The organism is Paracoccus methylarcula, assembly GCF_003007735.2.
GTDB lineage: Bacteria > Pseudomonadota > Alphaproteobacteria > Rhodobacterales > Rhodobacteraceae > Paracoccus > Paracoccus methylarcula.
In genome coordinates this window covers 38,542-61,044 of record NZ_PXNQ02000014.1, presented here as the reverse complement: position 1 = coordinate 61,044, position 22,503 = coordinate 38,542, and the positions used below count along the sequence as shown (strand labels likewise).

Sequence of the window (22,503 nt, the reverse complement as noted above, 5' to 3'; positions counted from 1 at the left end):
ACCGCAAAATATGGCGGTTTTTCCATAACTATCGGCGGTATCTTGCCAAATTGCCCGAATATAGTGGTTGGCCCCCGACCCTCCACCATTCAAGGGCAAGCGGCTACCAGTTATTGCGGAACCAGCGATAGGCCCGCTTGAGGCTCCGCGCCGGATAGGCCTCCGCCGGCATCTCGAAATCCCACCATTCATCCTGCGGATGCGCTGCGAAAAGCGCGAGCCCGACAGCGCTGGAAAAGCTGGGATCGGTCAGTTGATGCGCCAGCCCGTCGATGCGCAGGGGCCTCCCACAACGGATATTCGGCCCCAGGATACGCGCCGCCAACCCATCCAGCCCCGGGATCTGGCTGCCGCCGCCGGTCAGCACGATCTGCTGGCTGGGCATATGATCAAATCCCGCCGCATCAAGCACTTGCCGGACATTTTCCAGAATTTCCTCGACCCTGGGACGCATTACGCCGATCACATCGGCACGGCTGACGGTGCGGCGATCGGATTCCCAATCGCCGGTATCGCCGCCCACCTCGATCATCTCGCGATCGTCGCGGCCGGTCGCCTCGACACCGCCATTCAGGGTCTTGAGCCGCTCCGCCACCGGCAGGGAAACCCGCAGGCCCTGCGCCAGATCCTGCGTGATCAGATTCCCACCTATTCTAACATTATCCGCGAAGATCATGTGTTTCTTTATGAAAATCGAAACGCCAGTGCCACCTCCGCCGAAATCGATACAGGCGCCGCCCAGTTCCTGCTCATCCTCGACCAGGCTCGCCCGCGCCGAGGCATAAGACGCCGATGCGATTCCCGCCAGTTCCAGATCGCAGCGGCGGATGCATTGCACCAGGTTACCGATCAGGTCGCCATCGATGGTCAGCACATGCATGTCGCAGGCCAGCCGGTTGCCCGCGTGATCACGCGGATCGCCCAACCCGCTGCGGTTGTCGACGGCGAAATTCACCGGCTGCGCATGCAGCACCTCGCGCCCGCGCCCGAAATCGGGTGCATCGCAGGCGGCCAGCACCGAGGCCACGTCATGCTCGGTCACCTTGCCCGATTGCAGCACGACCTCGCCATTCAACCCGTAAGAGGCGGGGCGCCCGCCGGACATGCAGGCGATGACGTGATCGACCCTTACCCCGGCCAGTTTCTGCGCGGCGGCAACCACGGTGCGGATCGCGCGCTCGGTCTCGGCCATGGTATCGATCTCGCCCCGGCGCACGCCGCGCGACCGGGTCGAGGCAGCGCCGATCACCCGGAAATTCGCCTGCCCGGCCATCGGCCCGACGCCATCGGTTTCGCGGAAAGTGCCGGTGCCGTCGAATTTCAGCACCATGCAGGCGATCTTGGATGTGCCGATATCCAGGATCCCGATCACCCCGCGCTGCAGGGCCGCCCGGCGCATGTTCCGCATTGCCCGCTGCGTCTGATACAGTTCCGCCATTCTTCAGCCCCCTTTCTTCTTCTCGATTACCTTGCCGTCCGGCCCCAGGGGCAGCATGTCCCGTGCCAGGCGGATGGTATTTCGCGCATCCAGCCCCAGGCGGATGACCGGCCGCGACGGGTCGCGCAGATCGACCACGGAGATATCGCGCCCCAGCATGTCCTGCGCCCGGTTCAGCGCCATGGCGGCTTCGAGCGCAGTCACTGCACCCTCGGCGGGCAGCATGATCTGCTGTCCCTTGTCCAGCACCACGTCCCAACGCCGCTCGCCCTTGCGGACCAGCCCGCGCAGCCGCGGCAGGATCGGCCCGGCCGCATCGATCAGCGCCAGCGCCTCTTCGGTCGCCATGTCGGCGCCCTCGCCCGCGATCAGCGGCAGGTTCGGACGCATTTCCCGCGAGGTAACACCGGCGACCCGGTGCCCGCCGGCATCCAGCATGTCGATCCCCCGCGCATGCCGCCACAGCAGAACCGGCTCGCGTTCGGTCACCACCGCCGACAGGATCCCGCCCGGCTTGATCCGCAGGTCGATCGATTCGACTGCGTCCAGCCGCAGCACCTGCAATCGCAGCGCCGCCAGGTCGATATCGAAGCTGGAGGCCGGCAGATCGACCGGCAACATTCCCCGCAACGCCTTGTCCACCGCCGGAGACGCGCCCTCGATGGTCATCATCTTGACCTGGAAGGCCTCGCGGCTCTGCACCTTCTCGACCAGCCCGGCGATGCCGTCGGTCAGCGCCGCCCGCCGGTCCTCGTCGGCCAGCCATATCCCCGCCGTCATCGCGGCCAGGAAAGCCGGCAGCCCGACCCGCAGCACGCGGCGGTAAAGCGGCGTAAGCCACATCCGTTCCAGCCGGTATTTCAGCCGCGACGGCGCCGGATCCCGCTTGACGCGGGGCGGTTGTGGGGCGGGCTGCCTCTGCGGTCGATGATCGATCACGACCGACATAGCGCGTCCTCCACCATCCAGCGCATCAGGGCCGGGAAATCGACGCCGTTATGCGCCGCCTGTTCCGGGGCCAGCGATGTCGGGGTCATGCCTGGCTGGGTGTTGACCTCAAGCAGGACCAGCCCGTCCAGCCCGCGCGTATCGTCCCACCGAAAATCCGAGCGGGTCAGCCCGTGGCAGCCAAGCGCCTGATGCGCCCGGACGGCGTAATCCAGGCAAGCCGCCGCGATCTCTTCGGGGATCTCCGCCGGGATCACGTGGCGCGAGCCGCCTTCCTTGTATTTCGCATCGTAATCATACCAGCCATCGGTGATGATATCGGTGACGGCAAGCGCCCGGTCCCCCAGCACCGCCACCGTCAGTTCGCGCCCCGGCACATAGGTCTCGACCATCACCCTTGCAGGCATGGCATCGGAAAGCTGCGGCGGTCCGTTCGCCACCTCATGCACGATATAGATCCCGACCGAGGAGCCTTCGTTATAGGGTTTGACCACATATGGCGGTTTCAGCACATGGCGGCTGCGCACCTCGGTGGCATCGGCGATGACGCTTTCCACGACCGGCAACCCGGCCTCGCGGAAAATCCGCTTGGCGACGATCTTGTCCATCGCCATGGCCGAGGCGAGCACGCCGGAATGCGTATAGGGCAGCCCCATCCATTCGAGGATCCCCTGCACGCAGCCATCCTCTCCCCACCGGCCATGCAGCGCGTTGAAGACCACATCCGGGCGCGCGCCGGCCAGCCGCGCGATGATGTCATCGCCGCGATCTGCATCCAGTTCGATCTCGATCACATCATAGCCCGCGACGCGCAGCGCCGCCGCGCATTCACGCCCCGACGAGAGCGAAACCTCGCGCTCGGCCGAGGATCCGCCCATCAGAACGGCTACGATGTGGGCTGTCCTGCTCGACCTGCCCGTCACGTTTCTGCCTCTCGAAACCCGGTTGGCCCGGGTCTTGTTACATGTCATGCGGCCGGGTTGGTCCCGGTCCTGCATCTTGTCGGATCAGAATAGCCGCAAATCGCGAATCGCAAAAGGGGCTTTTTGGGGCATCGGCGAAAACTGTTGATCCGAACGGATGAAAGCCGCGGCTCCGAAAAGCGTTCGGCGCCCGCGCCCTCAAGGGCCGCCCGAGCGCCGATCACCGTGACTGCAATTCGCCGTGACCTCCCCTTCCGGTCACGGGCGACCGGAAACCCGGCTCAGCTCACCAGTTCATGCCTGTTTCGCGCATGGCGGCCAGCCAGTTGCCGCCCCATCCGCCCCTTGACCAGGGGCGCGCCGGTGGCGCAACCGCCGCCGGATCCATGTCGCGCAACTCGGGGAACAATGCGAGGATTTCATCGCGCGCCTTCGGGCCGACCGCCTTCAGCGCCTCGGGGCCGGTATAGAGGCTTTCGGTTTCCGCACCGTTCGAGAAGATGATCTCGTGCCGGTCGAAAAGAATGTGCAAGTATTCCACTTGCGCCATGTCTTCGGCGATCCCGACTCCATCAAGCTCCAGCAGGTGCTTGGCCGCAACCAGGACCTCATCGGCACTGAACATGCGCTGCGCGATCTTGGAACGGACCAGCACCCGGTGCTGCGGCGAAACTATCAGGTTAGTTTCGGGTGTATTGTTCCCAAAAGCGCCGGCACGGATCCGGATCGGGCGCAGATTGGGGGCAGCCGCCAATTCCGCCGCAGACAGTTTGCGCGATCCGATCCAGCGGATCGGCTGAAGGCCATTGTCGCGGGTTCTGATCATGTCGCCTTCCCGCAGTTTTTCCACTGCCATGGGACCGCAGGAGGTTTCGATCAATGTGCCCGCGGCAAAGCACACGACAGGCGCAACAAGCGACACGTTATCCAAATATGGATCCGCAAAGGTTGTCCCATTCGAAACATCATAGAAGTAAATTCTATAGGACGTTGAATTTGCGGCGAATGTTTCGGTATAGTTGCCGGGCGTTTTGACGGTTCCCTGTGCCATGATAGCGTTATTGTTATCAAGATCATAGACAACGTAACGAATGCCGGGATCGCCCTGGTTGGCATGAGGAGTCTTGTTTTCACCATAGGTGAAGCTGAAGGTGATCTCCTCGCCGCTTGGCTCGACCCCATTAACATCCTGATAGATGCCGGTCGTGGTGGTTGCCGGTGACTCGCTTCGGTTGAAATAGACACGACCGCCAACAGTCTGCACCCGGTATTCGGTACCCTCAGCGACTATCCAATCGGACGGATCACCAGAATCTCCCTGAGAACCACTGCTCGTTCCGGGGACCGTACTGCTGAATGTGCCATTAACGACAACGTCTTCTGTAGGATATGCCATCTCGAAACCTCTATGTTGGTAAACTCGCTGCTGTTCAGATCGCAGGCCCATGGACAGGCTGTTCCCGATCTATCGCGGATCGCGGCCGCTATGCTCTCGGCGATGGAAACGTCATCCGCATAGCCATCAACGCCAAAAATGTTGCCGCTCAACTTATCGGCAAGCCCCCCTCGAACCGTCCCGGCCCAGGCTCCCGTCCTGCATCGGCGCATCCATATGATCGATCATTCAAAGCCCTCACTGTCTGAACAACGCCAGAACGAAACAAGCCAGAAGCGCACTACACAAGATTGCAGCATCGCCATTCTCACCGAATAGACGTGGTGAATCACCAGCAAGTGGTGTTTACCGGCAGAAGGGTCGGCATACAATAAAAATGTATACCATAGGCGAAACTACCTAGGCAGATTTCGCTCGCCCAAGAGGGGATTGGAACGGTATCGGTTCATCTTTGCAGCCCAGGCAGGAACCCACCCTGCATCCCTCCGGATATCCGTGGAAACCTGCAGAGGGCGGAAGGCGCGGAGATCGCTTCGCGCAACATCTTGCGCTGCGCTATCGGAGATGGCCGAACGTCCACAGTGGCACCGCCGGTTCATCCACGCGAAGCGAAATTCTTATCGGAGATTCATCCGTAGCAGGGCATCATCCGGGCAATCAGCCGTGCCTGTAGCCGCCCCATATGCAGGTTGTGTAATGCAGGGTGTACGAGCCCGTACGGCCAGAAACCCGGCATTTCCGGTTTCAAACTGCTTCCAGGTTGCATCGGGAACGCGATACCGTCCCCGCTCCTGTTACTCTTTCAGCCCTGTTCCTTCTCGGGCAAGGGATCACCCACGCGGATCACCTCCCACTGGAGCTCGTAGCCGCTATCCTCCAGTACCCGGCGGCGGACCAGTTCTCCCAGGGTCTCAAGGTCGTCCGCCGTCGCCCCGCCGGTATTGAGCAGGAAATTCGGGTGCTTTTCGGACATCTGCGCACCGCCCCAGCTATGGCCGCGCAACCCCGCCCGGTCGATCAGCGACCACGCCTTCAACTCATGCGTGTCATCTTCCCGCCCGGTCGAGCTGAACCCCGCCGGGTTGCGGAAGGTCGAACCGGCGCTGCGCTCCCGGGTCGCTGTGTCGCGTCGCGCCTGGCCAGTTGATCGGCCATTTTCCGATGCAGGGCATCGGGCTCGCCCCTGTCAGCCCGCAGCACCGCCTCGGTGACGATCCAGCCTTCCGGCAAGTCCGAATGGCGATAGGCAAAGCGCAGATCTGCGGGCGTCAGCACCTCTTCTCGCCCGTCACGCGTAACCCCTCTCACTTCGATCAGGTGATCGGCCGTGTAAGAGCCGTAGCATCCGGCATTCATGCTGACCGCCCCGCCGATACTGCCGGGAATGGTGCGCAGGAAGGTCAGGTCCAGCCCCGCATCCGCCGCCCGCCTTGCGACATGGGCATCCAGCGCCCCTGCCCCGGCAATCACCCGGTCGTCCTCGGCCGTGATCGTGTTGAAACCGCGCCCGAGCCGGATCACCACGCCCCGGATCCCGCCATCGCGCACGATCAGGTTGCTGCCCACGCCGATGGGGAAAACCGGTATCGCCGGGTCCAGCTGGCGCAGGAAATCGGCCAGGTCCCCGGCATCGGCGGGCTGGAACAGCCAATCGGCAGGCCCGCCCACGCGCAGCCATGTCAGGCTGTCCAGGGGACGGTTCGGTGTCAGGGCGCCACGAGGGCTGGGCAGATCGAAAGTCATGACATGCTGGTAAACAGGGCTCCCGCGAAGGTCAATCTGCCGCTCCCGCCCACCCGGCGATCACAGATGCGTGAGCCCTTGTAAGACATCCGGTCCGGGAACGTAATGGCGATGACAGACCCGCAACCCAGGTATCACGATGAAACCTCTCTTCCTTGCCGTTATCCTTGCCGCCGGTCTGGGTTTTCCGGCCTTCGCGGGCGAGCAATTCATCGACCCGACGGGCTTTGCCGTATCTGGCTACGACGTCGTCGCCTATCGCGATCTCGGCCAGGCAGCCCCCGGCTTGCCCCAGCCAGCTGCCATTCCCGGCAAGGCAGGTATCACCGCCGAGTATAACGGGGCGGTCTTCGCCTTCGCGACCACGGAAAACCGTGTCAGGTACCTTGAAAACCCGGCTTATTTCGCCCCGCAATATGACGGCCACTGTGCCTATGGCGTCTCAAGGAACAACAAGGTGCCGGGAAATCCGAACCTGTGGCGGATCGTCGATGGCAGGCTTTACCTGAATATCACCCCGAAAGTCGCCGCTTACTGGGAAAGGGACATCCCGGGCAATATCGACCTGGCGGAGGAGAACTGGCCCGAAATCGAGCCGGACGAGGCATCGACCCAAGCAATCCCGGGTTTCAGGTCCCCGGCCCCGCTCGGGAACTGATCTTCGGCGCCTTGCCGCATGCCGCGCATGCCTTGGCGGACATGCCACAGGCCCTTTCAGAGAAGCAGGGTATATCCCGCAGCAAAGAGGCTCAGGATCAGCGCGGCGACGGTCGCTCCGCCCTGCCAGCCATGATGTCGCAAGTGCCAGCCGCGGCTCTTTCCGATCACGGCCCCCAAGGCAATGCCCAGCAAGGCGGGAACGACCGTATGTCTCATTGCCAGCCATGCGCCGAGATCATGCACCCCGTTCCGCCCGCGGGCAGCATCAGTCAGTTGCAACGCGATCACCGCCAGCAGCAGTGACAGCGCGGTCAGTGGCCAGCGCAACCGCAGCGCGGAACAGCCGAGCGCGACGGCCCCCGCACCGATCAGGCAGGCCGCCGAGATCAGCAGCGGATTCACGTAGTTCCCGGCCCCGTGTCGTGCAGGGTCCGTTCCGCCTTGTCGCCCCTTGGGCGCAATGGCTGGAGCACCAGCACGCCAAACCCGAGCGCGAAGGCGGCAACGCCGACTCCCGGCCCCCAATGCAGGGTCAGCCAACCCAGCACCGGCACTCCTATCACGATCATTCCCCAGGATGCGGGGTTTCTGTAGCGCCACGCGATCCGTGGGAGCAGCCCCGCCAGAATCAGCCAGGACAACGCCAGCGCACCGGAAATGACATGGGGATCATTCATGCGGCCTCGTCCCGCAGCCGGTCCGGAAGCGCATTCGCCCAGCCCGAGATCGTTCCCGCCCCGAGGCAGACGACCATGTCGCCGGGACGGGCCTGTTCGCGCACCAGCCGCGTCAAATCGCCCTCGCTGAGGATCGCGCGGGCATGACGATGGCCATGGGCGATCAGCCCGGCAACCAGATCGTCGCGGGTGGCGCCGGGGATCGGATCCTCACCGGCCGCATAGACCTCGGCGATGGCGACGACATCGGCCTCGTTGAAACAGGTGCAGAAATCGTCGAAGAGGCTCGAGAGGCGGGAATAGCGATGCGGCTGGTGCACGGCGATGACCCGGCCGCTGCTGGCCTGGCGGGCGGCTTTCAGCACGGCGGCGATCTCGACCGGGTGATGGCCGTAATCGTCGATGATGGTCACGCCGTCCACCTCTCCGACACGGGTGAAGCGCCGCCCGACCCCGGCGAAATTCGCCAGCGCGCCGCGGATCTCGGATTTCTTCATGCCAAGATGGCGGGCGACCGCCACAGCGGCGAGGCAGTTCGAGACATTGTGATCACCCGGCATCGGCAGGGTGCAGCCTTCGATCATCCCGCCTTCATCGCCGGAGCCGTCGCGCTCGCCCTGCAGGGCGATATCGAAATGCGCAATGCCCTTGTCGTAATGCAGGTTCACCGCCCGCACATCCGCCTGCGCATTGAAGCCGAATGTCACCACCCGGCGATCCGTCAGGCGCCCGACCAGGGCCTGAACCTCGGGATGATCGGTGCAGCACACCGCGAGCCCATAGAAGGGAATCCCCGAGGTGAAATCGTAAAAGCCCTGGCGCAGCGCGTCGAAACTGCCCCAATGCTCCATATGTTCGGGATCGATATTGGTGACGATGGCGATATCGGCGGGCAGGCGATTGAAACTGCCATCGCTCTCATCGGCCTCGACCACCATCCACTCGCCCTCTCCGGCCCGCGCGTTCGAGCCATAGGCATGGATCACCCCGCCATTGATGACCGTCGGATCAAGCCCGCCCGCATCGAGCAGCGTGGCGACCATGGTGGTGGTCGTCGTCTTGCCATGGGTTCCGGCGACGGCGATATTCGACTTCATCCGCATCAGCTCGGCCAGCATCTCGGCGCGGCGCACCACCGGCAGGCCGCGGCGTCGGGCCTCTTCCAGCTCGGGATTGCCCTTCTTGATCGCGGTCGAGATGACCACGACACCGGCCTCGCCGATATTCGCGGCCTCCTGCCCCTCGAAGATCTTCGCGCCCAGCCCTTCCAGCCGGTCGGTGATCTTGGACCGCTTCAGGTCGCTGCCCTGCACGGAATAACCAAGCGTCAGCAGCACCTCGGCGATGCCGGACATACCGATGCCGCCGATGCCGGTGAAATGGATCGGACCGAGATCGAATGGCAATTTGGTCGCGGCGTTCATGCTACTATCTCCGTCACTATATCATAAAGGCGGCGCGCCGCATCGGGACGGCCAAGCAGCAAGGCGGCGGCGGCCATCTCCTGCGCCCGCGCGGGGTCGCTCAGAAGGTCGCGGATGTCGCCCATCAGGCTCTCTGCGTCAAGCTCGGATTCCGGACGGACAAGCGCCGCACCGCCCTCGGCCAGGGCGCGCGCATTGGCAGTCTGGTGATCTCCGGTTGCGCTGGCCAGCGGGATCAGGATCGCGGGCCGTCCGATCGCCGTGATATCGGCGATCGAGGATGCGCCGGACCGGCTGATGACCAGTTGCGCCTTTTCCAGCCGCTCGGGGACGTCGCCGAAAAAGGCCTGCACCTCGGCCCGGACACCCGCCTGCCGATAGGCCTCGATCACCCTGTCGCCATCCTCGGCACGGGCCTGATGGCTGACACGGAGCCGTGCGCGCAGCGGCTCGGGCAGTGCAGCGATGGCCTCGGGCACGATATCCGACAGGACCCGCGCCCCTTGCGAGCCACCGATCACCAGAAGATGCAAATCCCCCTGCGCCGGAAGCGCATAGGCCGCACCGGCCCGTTCCAGCACCGAGGCGCGGATCGGGTTACCGGTATGGATGCCCTCGACATCCGCGGGCAATTCGGTCGGCCATATCCCGCAGGCGATGCGGTCTACCCGGCGCGCGAAGAGCCGGTTCACCCGCCCCATCACGCCGTTCTGTTCATGGATCATCCGGGGCAGCCCCATGCTGACCGCCGCCGCCAGCGCCGGAATCGTGGGATACCCGCCGAAACCGATCACCACCGCGGGACGGTCGCGGCGAAATCCCTTGCGCGCGGCCATCACCCCGGCCGCAATCTTGAACGGTGCGGTCAGCTTGCCGATGATACCGCCCCGGGCCGTTGTCGCCGATGGCACCACCGAGCGCTCGACCGCCTCGGGAAAGCCGCCCGCATAGCGCGCGCCGCGCTCGTCGGTGGACAGCCTGACGCGCCAGCCCTCGGCCAGCAGCAATTCGGCCAGCGCCTGCGCGGGAAACATGTGGCCGCCGGTCCCACCGGCGGCGATCAGGGCCAAGGGTGTGGACATCAGTGCCCCCGCCGCAGGATCTCGGCGATCTCGCCTTGCGGACGAGTCCGCGTCAACGCCAGCAGCGCCCCCATCGCGACCGCCGAGGCGATGACCGAAGAGCCGCCATAGCTCACGAATGGCAGTGTCATCCCCTTGGCCGGAAGCAATCGCACCGCGACGCCCATATTGATCAGCGCCTGCACCCCGAAGGAGCAGGCCAGACCGGTGCCCGCGATCCGGGCGAAAGGGTCGCGCTCTTTCAGCAGGCGCAGCAGCGAGCGCACGACGATGGTGCAGTAGAGCGCGATGATCGCCAGCACCATGATCAGCCCGTATTCCTCGGCCGCCACGGCGATGATGAAATCGGTATGCGCGTCGGGCAGCGACCATTTCACGCTGCCCTCGCCCACGCCGACGCCGAAGAACCCGCCTTCCTGGATGGCATTGGTCGCATAGCCGATCTGCGTGCGCGGATCGATATCGGGTGACAGGAAACCGTTGATGCGGCGGGCGAAATGCTCGGAAGCGCCATAGGCAAGAAAGCCGCCGAAACCGGCCAGCCCGGCCACCCCGAGCAAGAGCACCATCGGCGCACCGGCCACGAAATACATCACCAGCCATGCGAACAGCACCAGCGAGGCCTGCCCGAAATCGGGTTGCAGCGCCAGCAGCACCACGATCACGCAGGCCGTGATGAAGGAATAGAGCTTGCCCGGAGGCCCTCCGACCTCCTGGCTGGCAGCCATGAACCAGGCGCAAAGCGCCACGAAACCGGGTTTCAGGAATTCCGAGGGTTGCAGCGACAACCCCGCGATACTGAGCCAGCGGACCGCACCCTTGCCGTGATCGGTCCCGATCACCGGCAATGCGAGGATCAGCAGAAGAGCGCCGATGAAACCCAGCACTCCCAGGCGCCGCACCTGCCGGGGGGACATCATCGAGAAGACCAGCATCACGATCAGGGCCATCCCGCCGAATGCGGCCTGTCTTTCGACGTAATAGAACCGCGGCAGGTTGTTCTTTTCGGCCAGCGGAACCGATGCCGCCAGCCCAAGAAGCAACCCCATCGCGAAAAGCCCCAGCACGCAGGCCAGGGACCATTTGTCGATGGTACGCCACCATCTTGGAAGAATCGGATCACCTGCCCGCGTAGGGGCCGTGCCAAAGACCATCTCGGTCATGGGAATACTGCCGTCACTGCCTCGATCATGTCCGGTTTATCCGGATCTGGGGGCAGCATAGCGCGAAACCTCGTCCCGCGCCACTCTCTATTGTGCATTGCCGCGCATTGCCGCTCGTCACCCTGCACCGTGGCTGCGATCATACCCGTTCGGCGATGGCGGCAGCCAGCCCGCGGGCGGCGCCTTGGGCCGGAAAATCTCGACCAGCAGCGGATGGCAGGCCGCCTCGTCCGAGGAATGCACGCTGCCGCAATCGCCGCCGGGACAGGCCGACAATGCGCCCAGCAGGTCGATCTCGGCGAAGAATTCCAGGTAGTCGCCGGGGCGCACCGGGCTGGCCTTCATGAAATACTGCCCGGTGTCGCGGGTGAAGCCGGTGCACATGAAGACATTGAGCACGTCATGCACATGCGTTTCCGCCTCGGCCAGCGGCATGCCGCGATGTTCGGCCAGGGTACGGGTCAGGTTCGAATGGCAGCAATGGTGATACTGCCCGCCATCGGACAAAAGGTTATGCGTATAGGGATCGCAGCGCGTGCCGATCACGTCATGGACACCGCCGCCATATTCGTCGAAACCATACCAGTCCAGCGTATCCTCGGTGATCGTGGCCAATGGCCTCAGCGTCGGGAAGGAGGACCACATTCGATCGCCCGTGCCCAGATGGGTGCCGTGCAGCGCCCGGCTCTTGCCGGAATAGAAGCGCTCGGACAGGTCGGCCGACCACAGGTTCAGATCGCCGACCTGCGGCCCCTCGACGCTTGTGATGCGAAAGAAATGCCCGGCAGGGACCTCGAAGCAACGCGCGTCTCGCGGCGGCACCGTCACCTGTGCAACAGGGATCCATCCGGCGCGGGCGGCGCGGTAGGCGGCCAGATCGGGACGCGGCAGGGCATCGACCGGATAGCAGATGACCGGGGCGACGGCGCGACGGTCCGCAGCATCGGCTGGCGCGGGGTGATCCGGATATTCGGGTTTCATGGCATCTCCTTTTGCAGCCCCCCGCCACCGGGCCACTGCGGGATATTCCGTGAGAGGCGGCAAGGTTTACAGGGAACGATCCGGCAAGGCGCGGCGGAACGTCCCTATTCATCCACCACGTTCAGGAGCTGCGGCAGGGCCGGGCATGGCAATAGCTGATTCTTGGCCACATCCGCCAGCGAGTGATTATGCAGGAACACATAGACATGCGCCGACAGGCTTTCCCACAGCCGGTTCGACAGCGTCTGCGCGCGCGAGCCCGACACCCCGCCCGACGCCCCCGCCCCCACATGCATGGCGCTGACGGTTTCGTCCACGGCCTCGAGGATCTCGGAGATGCGGATCGTTTCCGGGGCGCGGGCAAGGCGATAGCCGCCGCCGGGGCCGCGCACCGAAGAGACCAGCTCGGCGCGGCGCAGGCGGACGAAAAGCTGTTCGAGATAAGGCAGCGAGATATCCTGGCGTTTCGAGATCTCGGCCAGCGAGGTCAGTTCGTCCCCACGCGCGATCGCCAGATCGACCAGCGCGATGATGGCGTAGCGGCCCTTGGTTGACAGTTTCATCGGTCTTGTTCCTCCCCTGCCACCCTGCGGCATTCCCGCCACAGATTGACGGCGCCCGCACGGCTGCGTTATGCCCCGAAGGCCCGTTTCTTGCGCCCGCTGCGCAGGCTTCCCAGATATTCGGTCTAGAAGCCTGGCGCGAATGCGTCAAGAAACCTCCAAGCCGCTGAAGGAAGACGATGCCAGAGTTGATTTTTCCGGGCCCCGAAGGCCGCCTCGAAGGCCGCTACCATCCGCAGGCCGGCATACCGGACGCGCCCATCGCCATCATCCTGCATCCGCATCCGCAATATGGCGGCACGATGAACAACCGGGTGGTCTATAACCTGCATTACGCATTCCACAACATGGGCTTTACCGTGATGCGGTTCAATTTCCGCGGGGTGGGCCGCTCGCAGGGTGAGTTCGACCAGGGCGTGGGCGAGCTTTCCGATGCGGCCTCGGCGCTGGATTACCTGCAGGCGATGAACCCGAATTCCAAGCATTGCTGGGTCGCGGGTTTCAGCTTTGGCGCCTGGATCGGGATGCAACTGCTGATGCGGCGGCCCGAGATCACCGGATTCATTTCGGTCGCGCCGCCCGCGAACATGTATGATTTCAGCTTCCTCGCCCCCTGCCCCAATTCCGGGCTGATCATCAACGGCACCGCCGACCGCGTGGCGCCTCCCAAGGACACCCATTCGCTGGTCGGCAAGCTGCGCGAGCAGAAGGGCATCACCATCACCCACGAGGAAATCGAGGGCGCCGATCACTTCTTCCGCGACGACGAGGCGCATATGAAGCCGATGATCGATACCGTGCAGGCCTATGTGCGGCGGCGGCTGACCGAAACGACGCGCTGACGGGCAGCCTGCCGGGCCAACCACTTGGGGGAGAACGACATCCATGCATGGCAATCTCCCCCGCCATTTCACCTTCCTCTGCGAAGCCGACCGGCTGAAATCGGTCGAGCGGGCGAATGTGCTGATGGATCTCTCCCGCCCGGAGAACAGCGCCGAGCATAGCTGGCATGTCGCCCTTTACGCTATGGTCTTTGGCGCTTCGGATCGCGCCATCGCCATGACCCTGCTGCATGACCTGGTCGAGATCGACACCGGCGATCATCCGATCCACCTGTCCCATGACGCCTCTGCCGTCGCGCAGGCCGAGGCACGCGCCGCCGCGCGCCTGTTCGGCCTTGCCCCGGATGGCGAGGCGCTGCATGCGCTGTGGCGCGAATTCGAGGCGGCAGAGACGCCGGATGCCCGGATGGCCAAGCGGATGGATCACAGCCAGCCCTTGTTCCAGGTGCTGATGGCCGGCAAGCCGCTGCCCGATCACGTCGCCATCGTGCGGGACAACATGTCCGGCGGACGCGCGGCCCGCCTGCGCCGTGAGTGGCCCGAGGCGATGGAGGCCGCGGATGCCCTGCTGGACGGGCAAGCCCTGCCCGGTGGCGATCTGGCTGCGCGCCTGCGCTTCCTGACCGAAGCCGACCTGCTGAAATCGGTCCATCGCGCCAACACGCTGATCGACGCCTCGCGCCGCGAGAATAGCGGCGAGCATAGCTGGCACCTGGCGCTCTATGCGCTGGTCCTGGGCGGATATGCCGGGGCCGGGGTCGATCCCGGGCGCGTCATCCGCATGCTTTTGCTGCATGATCTGGTCGAGATCGATACCGGCGATGTGCCGCTGCATTCGGCCGGTGGGCAGGCGCATCATTCAGCGGCCGTGCAGGCAGCCGAAACCGCGGCGGCAGAGCGGATATTCGGTCTGTTGCCCGTATCGCAAGCCGCGGAATTCCTGTCGCTCTGGCGAGAGTTCGAGGCTGTCGAGACCCCCGACGCCATCTTTGCCAAGGCTCTGGACCGGTGCCAGCCAGCCATCCAGAACCTGCGCTCCGGCGGTGCGGGATGGGTCGAATACGACGTGACGCTGGCCGATATCGAGGCGCGGGTCGGACCGTGGGTCGAACAGGGTGCGCCCGAGATCTGGAATTGGCTCTGGCAGGAGTTGCGCCACCACTTCGCAGAGTGAGCATGTGACAAAACCCGGTGCTGTGCTGGGAATTGTCATATTTCCTTGTCACGATCCGCCTATCCAGCAGCGAACAGCTTCGGAGGATCGACATGCGCCATATCGCCATCGCAATCACGCTTTGCACCCCATTTTCCGCCTTTGCCGATGATTTGGGCGACCGGGTCAAATCCCTGACGCGCGGCACCGAATGGCAAGCGGTCAGCACCACCGAGGTCCAGTTCCCCACCCACCACCCGCAGGGAATGGCGATCATCGGCGATCACATCTTTGTCTCCTCGGTCGAGATCGTCACCCCGACCGAGAAATACGACACGCCCCGCGACGGCATGGACCGCAGCGCCGGAGAAGGCGTGGGACATCTGTTCAAGATGGACATGGAAGGCAATCTGGTCGACAGCATCACGCTGGCCGATGGTGACATCTACCATCCGGGCGGCATGGATTTCGATGGCGAGCATCTCTGGGTGCCGGTCGCCGAATACCGCCCCGACTCGGCCAGCATTGTCTATCGCGTCGATCCCGAGACCATGGAGGCAGAGGAGGTCTTTCGCTATCCCGACCATATCGGCGGCATTCTCCGCGATCCGACCAGCAACACTCTGCATGCTGTCAGTTGGGGATCGCGCCGCTTCTACGGCTTCACGCTGGACGAGGCAGGCAAGGTCACCAATGCCGATACCCCACGCGAAGAATTGATCGTGCCGAATCCCAGCCATTACGTCGATTACCAGGATTGCCAGCTTGCGGCGCCGGGACAGGCGCTCTGCACCGGGATCGCCAAATACCAGGTCAATGACGCGGAATTCGCGCTTGGCGGCGTTGAACTGATCGATCTGCAAGGCAACCGGCCCGTTCATCAGGCCCCTGTCCCGCTCTGGACCGAGGACGGGCTGGTGATGACGCATAATCCGGTCTGGATGGCCCCTGTCGATGGTGGGCTGCGCGCATGGTTCATGCCCGAAGATGACGAAAGCCGGATATTCGTCTACGAGGCGCGTCTGGATTGACACCGATGGCAGGCAAGGCTCTGCACCCCGTTCCCAAGAGGGTGTAACAGTCGGTTAGGTAAAACGGTATGCAATAGCATACAACGCTTTCCTTCCCTGCCGTTATCGGCTATGACGCCGTGAGCGAATCCTATAGCCGAAGGGAACACCCATGTCGAAGATCAAGGTAGAGAACCCCGTCGTCGAGCTCGACGGCGATGAGATGACCCGGATCATCTGGGACTTCATCAAGCAAAAGCTGATCCTGCCCTATCTGGATATCGACCTGAAATATTACGACCTCGGGATCGAAGAGCGCGACCGCACCGACGACCAGATCACCGTGGACGCGGCAGAGGCGATCAAGCAATACGGCGCCGGCGTGAAATGCGCCACCATCACCCCCGACGAGGCTCGGGTCGAGGAGTTCGGCCTCAAGAAGATGTGGCGCTCGCCCAATGGCACGATCCGCAACATCCTGGGCGGCGTGATCTTCCGCGAGCCGATCATCTGCAAGAACGTGCCGCGCCTTGTGCCGGGCTGGACCCAGCCCATCATCGTCGGCCGCCACGCCTTTGGCGACCAGTACCGCGCCACCGATTTCAGGTTCCCCGGCAAGGGCAAGCTGTCGATCAAGTTCGTCGGCGATGACGGCGAGACCATCGAGCACGAGGTTTTCCAGGCTCCGGGCTCGGGTGTCACCATGGCGATGTACAACCTTGATGAATCGATCCGCGATTTCGCCCGCGCCTCGCTGAATTACGGTCTGAACCGCGGGTTGCCGGTCTACCTGTCCACCAAGAACACCATCCTCAAGGCCTATGACGGCCGTTTCAAGGACCTGTTCCAGGAAGTCTACGAGCAGGAATTCGAGGCCGAGTTCAAGAAAAAGGGCATCCATTACGAGCACCGGCTGATCGACGACATGGTCGCCTCGGCGCTGAAATGGTCGGGCGGCTATGTCTGGGCCTGCAAGAACTACGATGGCGATGTGCAGTCGGATACCGTCGCGCAGGGCTTTGGCTCGCTTGGGCTGATGACCTCGGTGCTGATGACCCCGGACGGGAAAGTCGTCGAATCCGAGGCCGCGCATGGCACCGTGACTCGCCATTACCGCGAGCATCAGAAGGGCAACGCCACCTCGACCAACTCCATCGCCTCGATCTTCGCATGGACGGGCGGGCTGAAGCACCGCGCCAAGCTGGACGGCAATACGCAACTGGCCACATTCGCCGAAACGCTGGAGAAGGTGACGGTGCAGGCGGTCGAGGACGGTTTCATGACCAAGGACCTCGCCCTGCTGGTCGGCCCGGACCAGAAATGGCTGACCACCATGGGTTACCTGGAAAAGGTCGACGAATATCTGGACAAGGCGCTGGCATAAGGCGGCGCGATGAAAACGGGCCGGGCGGATCGCCCGGCCCTTCTCGCCTCCGGCGGGGATATTTTCATGAAGAAGAAGCCGGTTTCGGGGCAGGAGGTGCCTGTCGGCATGGAGAGCGAGTTCGAGAAACTTCTGTCGCAGCGGCGCTCGACCCGGGCCTTCACAGGGGAACCGATCGGGCGCGCGGCGATTGAACATATCCTGCGGCTTGCCCGGACCGCGCCAAGCGGCGCCAACCTGCAACCGGGGCGGTTTCATGCCCTGACCGGGGCGGCGCTGGAAGGATTGGTGCAGTCGCTCAAGGCAGCCATCGCGGCGGGAGAGCCGCAGAGCCGGGAATATTCCTATTTCCCCGAGCCGATGCCCAGGGAACTCAAGGCAAGGCAGGTCGCGGCAGGCTATGCCCTTTACGCGGCGCTCGGGATCGAGCGGCGGGACATCGAGGCGCGGCAGCGTCAATTCGAACGCAATTACGAGTTCTTCGGCGCGCCGGTCGGGATCGTGGTGACCATCGACCGGGCCATGGGCAAGGGTTGCTTCATGGATCTGGGCATGTCGCTGATGGCGCTGCTGCTGGCCGCCGAGGATCAGGGCTACGCGGCGACCGGCATCGGTGCCCTGGCACAATACGGGCCAGTCGTGCATCGCCATCTCGGCCTGCCCGAGGGGGAAATGGTGGTTTGCGGGATCGCGCTTGGCGTGGCCGACAGGGATGCGCCAGTGAACCAGGTCAGGACCGAGCGGGAGGAACTGCCGGTTTTCAGCCGCTTCTACGGCTTCGACCTCAACTCCTGAGCAAGAGCGCCGTGCCCAGCCCACCGGCCGCGGCAATCGCGGCAAGGCCGTATTCACCTGGCCGCATGTCGCGGATCAAGCGCACCGCGTTGATCGCGCCACTTGCCCCGATGGGATGGCCGCGGGCGAGTGCGCCCCCGCCACGATTGACGATTGCGGGGTCGAGCCCCGCCCCCTGCTGGCAGGCGATGGCCTGTGCCGCGAAAGCCTCCATGATCTCGGCGCGGTCGATCGCCGACGGATCGAGGCGCTGATCCGCCAGAACGGAGCGGATCGCCGCGATGGGGGCGAGGCCCGGCAATTCTGGATCACCGCCGATGGTGGCGCCGCCGACGATCTCGGGACCATCCTGCCCCATGCGCTCGGCCAGCCTGTCCGAGACAAGCACGCAGACCGCCACCCCATCGGCGGCCACCGCCGTCGTGGCCGTCGTGACGGTCCCGGCAAGCACCTTGGCGCGGGCGCAGATCGGTGGGGTCAGGTTGCGGGCGAAACTGTCGCTGGTGACGCCCGCCAGTGGCACGATCTCGCCCTGCTGCATGACGGGCATCGCGGCAAGGGCATTGCCATGACTGCGCATGGCCCAACTCTCCTGCACTTCCCGCGTGATCCCGAGCCTGTCGGCCAGCGCTCCGGCTGCGGCGGACATCTCCGGGTCGCGCTCGGGCCAAGGGGTGAAGGGCGGCTGGTCATAGGGTTGAGGCTCGCGCCCATCCGCAAAGCTGCGCAGCCGCAGGGGGCGGCGGGAATAGCTTTCCACCCCACCCGCGATGACGACCTCGTGCATCCCCGAACGGATCATCGCATCGCCCAGCAGGATCGCGTCCAGCCCGCCACAGCATTGCCGATCCAGCGTCAGCCCCGCGACGCGCTCGGGCAGGCCGCTGGCCAGGGCAGCAACGCGGGCGGGATTACCCCCTGCCCCAAGGGCATTGCCGAGGATCAGCTCGCCCACCTCCGCCACCGCGATACCGGCATCCGCGAGAGCCGCCTGAATGACCGGTGCAGCGAGTTGATGCAGTTCCAGCGCCCGGAACGCGCCGCCCCTTGGGGTGACCGCGCTGCGCCTTGCCGCCACGATACGGGAGCGGCGCATCACCCTGCTCCGGCGATGCGCTGCAAGGCGGCGAGATCGGGCTTGCCCGAGGGCAGCATCGGCATGGGATCGAGAAAGCCGATCCGGCGCGGCGCCGCGAACGGACCGAGAGAGGTCCGACAGCGGAATTTCATCTTCTCGGCCAGCGCCTTATCCGCCGCACCTTCGACAAAGCCAATCACCGCATGTCCCCGCAAGGCATCGGGCACGGCAATGGCCGCACAGGCCCGGCCCGCGCAATCGCCGGTCATGACGCGTTCGATATCTTCAAGGAACACGTTCACATCGGCTACCGTCACCATGCGCGATCTGCGCCCGCGCAGGAACAGGTTACCCTGTTCATCCAGCCAGCCGATTTCGCCGACGGTCAGGAAATCGCCGTCGCGGCGGGTGTCGCCACTGCCCTCGCCCTCGTAGCCATCGAAGAGATAGGGGCTGTTGACCCATATCTCGGCATCATTCCCGGCGACCGGTTGAAGTTTCAGTGTCACCCCTGGATAGGCGCGGCCAACCGAACCTGACGGAGTATCGGAATCGCTGATCGTGACGAAGCTGGTCTCGGAGGCGCCGTAGAACTCGTAGATCCCGGCATTCGGGAAAAGCGCCGCGGCAGCGGCACGCCCATCGCCCCCAAGCGCGCCGCCCCCGCAGAACACATGCCGGATATCGGGGAGCGGTTCAGTGCCAGCGCGTTGCAGCAGCCCGAGTTGCGACGGTGTGGCATAAAGCACGCTCGCCCTTGTCTCGCGCAGCGTGGCAAGCTGGGCGCGGGGAAGATCGCCACCGAGGGCGAGCAGATCCGCCCCGAGATGCAGCGCCTCGACGATCCCGTAGAGCGACAGCGAATGGCCGAGACTGCCCAGCACCGCATAGCGATCCGTGGTGCCGATCCCGTAACGCGCGTGATTGACCTCGAAACTGGCAATCCAGGAGGCCTGGCTGCGGCGGATCGTCCTGGCTCCACCAGTGCTGCCCGAACTCTGGCAATAGAGAAGCGGGCGCCCATCGGCATCCGGAAAACCGGCCGCGGAGATGCCTCCGCCTCCGCCCTGGCTGGCATGGATGGGCAGGCGCTGATCGATACATTCGAGCAATGCCGCGACAGTGGGCCGGTTCTGCCCATGCGCACCGCAGGAAAGGATGGCGCTGTCGCCGGACCGCCTGAACCAGCGGTCCCGGATATCGGGGAGCAACCCGGCCATCCTCCCGGCGATCAGATGCGCTGCCCCGAGGCGCGATACCAGGGCAGCATCTCGGGGCGCAGTTTTGCCACTGCCGCGACCAGCATGCCGGTCAGCCCCGCCTTGAGCAGGTCGCCGGGTATGAAGGCCGTATTCAGCAATGCCGCCTCGACAAGGCTTTTCTTCAGCACGATGGCCATGCCGACGGTGCCGAAAGCATACATCACCAGGATCCCGCCGATGACGGCCCCAAGGCCCGCGCTGATCGCGGGTGGAACCATGCGCATACGCTCGACCACGAGGCCGGTCACGAATGCGGCGACCGGAAAGCCGATGACAAAACCGACCGTCGGCGACGCGAAGACGCCAAGCCCGCCACGGCCTCCGGCAAGAAGTGGCAGGCCAAGCGCCACGGCAAAGACGAACAGCAACACGGCCAACCCGCCGCGACGCGCGCCCAGCACGGCACCGGCCAGCATCACGCCAAGGCTCTGCGCGGTGATCGGCACGCCGAAACCGAGTGCGATCTTGGGGATTACCCCAAGGATCGCGATCAGCGCCGCGAACAGGGCGATACGGGCGAGGTCTTTTTCCATCTCATCTCTCCTTGTTGGGCAGGGCGCCGCCGCGCGCCTTCAGGCTTCGCCGACGCGATCCGCATCGTCAAGCGCCAAGAGCATCATCGGCAGGACGATCCGCCAGTTCTGGCGGCGGACCGAGCGCGCCCGCCATGATTGAAACATCAGTTCCGCCCGCTCGATCAGCACCGGGGCAAAGCGGATCAAGAGCGGCATCGCGATCTCCAGCGGCGCGGTGGATATTCCCGCTCTGCGCAGGGGGGACAACAGGCGGCGCACCACGTCCATCAACTCGGTCAGCCGGGTGGTCATGGTCACCAGGTTGGCCAGCGCGACGGCGGTCACCATGCGCAGGATGACCGTGATCCCGAGCACGAGATCGTCCGTCACGGAATGCCAGACCAGCAGGATGACGACAAAGGGGACAAGGACGCGCAGATGCGTCAGCCCGCTGCGCAGGAACACCCGTCCCGGCAGGCAATAGAGCAGCGCCACCAGCAGAAGCGCCGCCACCTGGATCGCCATGTCCTGGATCGCGAATAACAGCATCGTGGCCAGGCACAGCCCCGCCAGCTTGACCCCGGCGGGCCAGCCATGCGCCCATGTCCTAACTGGCGAGGTGAGAGAGATCATCGCCGCCCCCGATCCGGGTCATCTCGTTTGTAAAATCGCGCAAAAGCTGCGCGGGCGGGCCGCTCGCACGGATTCTTCCGGCATCGAGCCAGTAGACCTGATCGTAACCTTCAAGATCGCGCGTGTCATGCGAGATATGCAAGAGCCGCGTCCCGCTTGCATTCAACTGCCGCGTCAGTTGCATGCGCGTCGGAATGTCCAGCCCCGCAAAAGGTTCGTCCAGAACCAGAAGCCGGGGCCGCATGGCGAGAACCGACATCATGCAGACGAGATGTTTCTGCCCCTGCGACAGCGCGTGGATCGGTGCGTCCTTCCAATGCGCCTTGCCGAAACCGGTCAGCATGGCCAGAGCCCCGGTCTCGGCATCCTGCTTGTTTTGACCAAGCTGGCGCAGGCCAAAGCCGATCTCTTCCGCCACTGTGGGGAAAATGATCTGGTGTTCCGGGTTCTGGAACAGGATTCCCACGGTGCGGATGGCGGCGCGCCGGTCCTTGAACATATCGACATCCTCGATGCGGATCCGGCCCGGCTCCGGCTCCAGCAGCCCGGCGATCAGGCGTGCAAGCGTGCTCTTTCCCGATCCGTTCCGGCCGATGATACCGATCCGCATCGCGTCAGAGCAAAGCGAAATGCCGGACAACACCGGGATCTCCCCGATGCGATAGCCCACATTCTCGAGCAGGACCGGGGCGGTCGCTGGCGCTATTGTTTCCATCTCGGGCTTCCGATCTTCACCTTGCTGCGGGCCGGGCGAAGGCATTGCACAGCCATTGCCTGCGGGTCCAGTCGAAATATGCGGATGACAGCCTCCCCCTTCCCTCGCGGCCCGCGCG

22 protein-coding genes and 1 pseudogene are annotated in these 22,503 nt (G+C 64.4%); 6 read left to right on the top strand and 17 right to left on the bottom strand.

Annotation, left to right across the window (positions count from 1 at the left end):
- Positions 1-103: 103 nt before the first annotated feature.
- The 5 genes and pseudogenes from ftsA to murB form a co-directional block, all read right to left on the bottom strand.
- The gene (gene ftsA / locus A7A09_RS18930; RefSeq protein ID WP_106692843.1) at positions 104-1,438 is read right to left on the bottom strand and encodes a cell division protein FtsA; all 1,335 of its coding nucleotides are present in this window, start codon (positions 1,436-1,438) and stop codon (positions 104-106) included.
- 3 nt (positions 1,439-1,441) lie between these two features.
- Positions 1,442-2,386: a cell division protein FtsQ/DivIB gene (locus A7A09_RS18925; RefSeq protein WP_106692842.1), complete on the bottom strand. Its 945-nt coding sequence runs from the start codon at positions 2,384-2,386 to the stop codon at positions 1,442-1,444.
- Positions 2,374-3,264, bottom strand: coding sequence for a D-alanine--D-alanine ligase (locus tag A7A09_RS18920; protein WP_245999471.1), 891 nt, complete (start codon positions 3,262-3,264; stop codon positions 2,374-2,376). Before A7A09_RS18920 ends, A7A09_RS18925 begins: the two co-directional genes overlap by 13 nt.
- A 331-nt stretch (positions 3,265-3,595) precedes the next feature.
- Positions 3,596-4,705 (bottom strand): Hint domain-containing protein, encoded by a 1,110-nt coding sequence (locus tag A7A09_RS18915; protein ID WP_245999470.1) that lies wholly within the window; start codon positions 4,703-4,705, stop codon positions 3,596-3,598.
- Positions 4,706-5,507: 802 nt separating this feature from the next.
- Positions 5,508-6,448, bottom strand: a pseudogene (murB, locus tag A7A09_RS18910) (UDP-N-acetylmuramate dehydrogenase).
- A gap of 139 nt (positions 6,449-6,587) precedes the next feature.
- On the opposite strand from murB, the gene A7A09_RS18905 reads away from it, so the two are divergent.
- A complete protein-coding gene (locus A7A09_RS18905) occupies positions 6,588-7,106 on the top strand; it encodes a YHS domain-containing (seleno)protein (protein ID WP_106692841.1) in 519 nt (172 codons plus the stop codon).
- A gap of 56 nt (positions 7,107-7,162) precedes the next feature.
- Here the strand turns inward: A7A09_RS18905 and A7A09_RS18900 are convergent, their stop codons facing one another.
- From A7A09_RS18900 to iscR, 7 genes are all read right to left on the bottom strand, one after another.
- The gene (locus tag A7A09_RS18900) at positions 7,163-7,510 is read right to left on the bottom strand and encodes a hypothetical protein (RefSeq protein ID WP_106692840.1); all 348 of its coding nucleotides are present in this window, start codon (positions 7,508-7,510) and stop codon (positions 7,163-7,165) included.
- Positions 7,507-7,785, bottom strand: coding sequence for a DUF2484 family protein (locus A7A09_RS18895; RefSeq protein ID WP_106692839.1), 279 nt, complete (start codon positions 7,783-7,785; stop codon positions 7,507-7,509). The genes A7A09_RS18900 and A7A09_RS18895 overlap by 4 nt, the downstream gene beginning before the upstream one ends.
- Positions 7,782-9,209, bottom strand: coding sequence for a UDP-N-acetylmuramate--L-alanine ligase (gene murC, locus A7A09_RS18890; protein WP_106692838.1), 1,428 nt, complete (start codon positions 9,207-9,209; stop codon positions 7,782-7,784). Before murC ends, A7A09_RS18895 begins: the two co-directional genes overlap by 4 nt.
- Complete coding sequence (locus A7A09_RS18885) at positions 9,206-10,291, bottom strand: UDP-N-acetylglucosamine--N-acetylmuramyl-(pentapeptide) pyrophosphoryl-undecaprenol N-acetylglucosamine transferase (RefSeq protein ID WP_106692837.1); 1,086 nt, start codon at positions 10,289-10,291, stop codon at positions 9,206-9,208. The genes murC and A7A09_RS18885 overlap by 4 nt, the downstream gene beginning before the upstream one ends.
- Positions 10,291-11,454, bottom strand: a complete 1,164-nt coding sequence (gene ftsW, locus A7A09_RS18880; RefSeq protein ID WP_106692836.1) for a putative lipid II flippase FtsW — start codon at positions 11,452-11,454, stop codon at positions 10,291-10,293. Before ftsW ends, A7A09_RS18885 begins: the two co-directional genes overlap by 1 nt.
- A gap of 117 nt (positions 11,455-11,571) precedes the next feature.
- Positions 11,572-12,435, bottom strand: a complete 864-nt coding sequence (locus A7A09_RS18875) for an urea carboxylase-associated family protein (protein WP_106692835.1) — start codon at positions 12,433-12,435, stop codon at positions 11,572-11,574.
- A 104-nt stretch (positions 12,436-12,539) separates the two neighbouring features.
- Positions 12,540-12,998 (bottom strand): Fe-S cluster assembly transcriptional regulator IscR, encoded by a 459-nt coding sequence (gene iscR / locus A7A09_RS18870; protein ID WP_106692834.1) that lies wholly within the window; start codon positions 12,996-12,998, stop codon positions 12,540-12,542.
- 179 nt (positions 12,999-13,177) lie between these two features.
- On the opposite strand from iscR, the gene A7A09_RS18865 reads away from it, so the two are divergent.
- The 5 genes from A7A09_RS18865 (at position 13,178) to A7A09_RS18845 (ending at position 18,182) form a co-directional block, all read left to right on the top strand.
- The gene (locus A7A09_RS18865; protein ID WP_106692833.1) at positions 13,178-13,840 is read left to right on the top strand and encodes an alpha/beta hydrolase; all 663 of its coding nucleotides are present in this window, start codon (positions 13,178-13,180) and stop codon (positions 13,838-13,840) included.
- Between the two features lie 43 nt (positions 13,841-13,883).
- Positions 13,884-15,014, top strand: a complete 1,131-nt coding sequence (locus tag A7A09_RS18860) for an HD domain-containing protein (protein ID WP_106692832.1) — start codon at positions 13,884-13,886, stop codon at positions 15,012-15,014.
- Between the two features lie 92 nt (positions 15,015-15,106).
- On the top strand, positions 15,107-16,024 hold the full coding sequence (locus A7A09_RS18855; RefSeq protein ID WP_148043718.1) for a DUF6454 family protein: 918 nt from the start codon (positions 15,107-15,109) through the stop codon (positions 16,022-16,024).
- A 151-nt stretch (positions 16,025-16,175) separates the two neighbouring features.
- Positions 16,176-17,387: an NADP-dependent isocitrate dehydrogenase gene (locus tag A7A09_RS18850; RefSeq protein WP_106692830.1), complete on the top strand. Its 1,212-nt coding sequence runs from the start codon at positions 16,176-16,178 to the stop codon at positions 17,385-17,387.
- 66 nt (positions 17,388-17,453) lie between these two features.
- Complete coding sequence (locus A7A09_RS18845) at positions 17,454-18,182, top strand: nitroreductase (protein ID WP_366466329.1); 729 nt, start codon at positions 17,454-17,456, stop codon at positions 18,180-18,182.
- Here A7A09_RS18845 and A7A09_RS18840 read toward each other — a convergent pair.
- From A7A09_RS18840 to A7A09_RS18820, 5 genes are read right to left on the bottom strand one after another with little or no spacing between them, the layout of a single operon-like run.
- Positions 18,172-19,278: a thiolase family protein gene (locus tag A7A09_RS18840; RefSeq protein WP_106692829.1), complete on the bottom strand. Its 1,107-nt coding sequence runs from the start codon at positions 19,276-19,278 to the stop codon at positions 18,172-18,174. The genes A7A09_RS18845 and A7A09_RS18840 overlap by 11 nt on opposite strands.
- The gene (locus A7A09_RS18835) at positions 19,278-20,471 is read right to left on the bottom strand and encodes an AMP-binding protein (protein WP_245999469.1); all 1,194 of its coding nucleotides are present in this window, start codon (positions 20,469-20,471) and stop codon (positions 19,278-19,280) included. Before A7A09_RS18835 ends, A7A09_RS18840 begins: the two co-directional genes overlap by 1 nt.
- A 20-nt stretch (positions 20,472-20,491) precedes the next feature.
- Positions 20,492-21,055, bottom strand: coding sequence for a biotin transporter BioY (locus tag A7A09_RS18830; protein WP_106692827.1), 564 nt, complete (start codon positions 21,053-21,055; stop codon positions 20,492-20,494).
- Between the two features lie 39 nt (positions 21,056-21,094).
- Entirely contained in the window at positions 21,095-21,670 is a 576-nt protein-coding gene (locus tag A7A09_RS18825) for a CbiQ family ECF transporter T component (protein ID WP_106692826.1), read from the bottom strand.
- Positions 21,645-22,385: an energy-coupling factor ABC transporter ATP-binding protein gene (locus A7A09_RS18820; RefSeq protein WP_170167160.1), complete on the bottom strand. Its 741-nt coding sequence runs from the start codon at positions 22,383-22,385 to the stop codon at positions 21,645-21,647. Before A7A09_RS18820 ends, A7A09_RS18825 begins: the two co-directional genes overlap by 26 nt.
- Between the last annotated feature and the right edge of the window lie 118 nt (positions 22,386-22,503).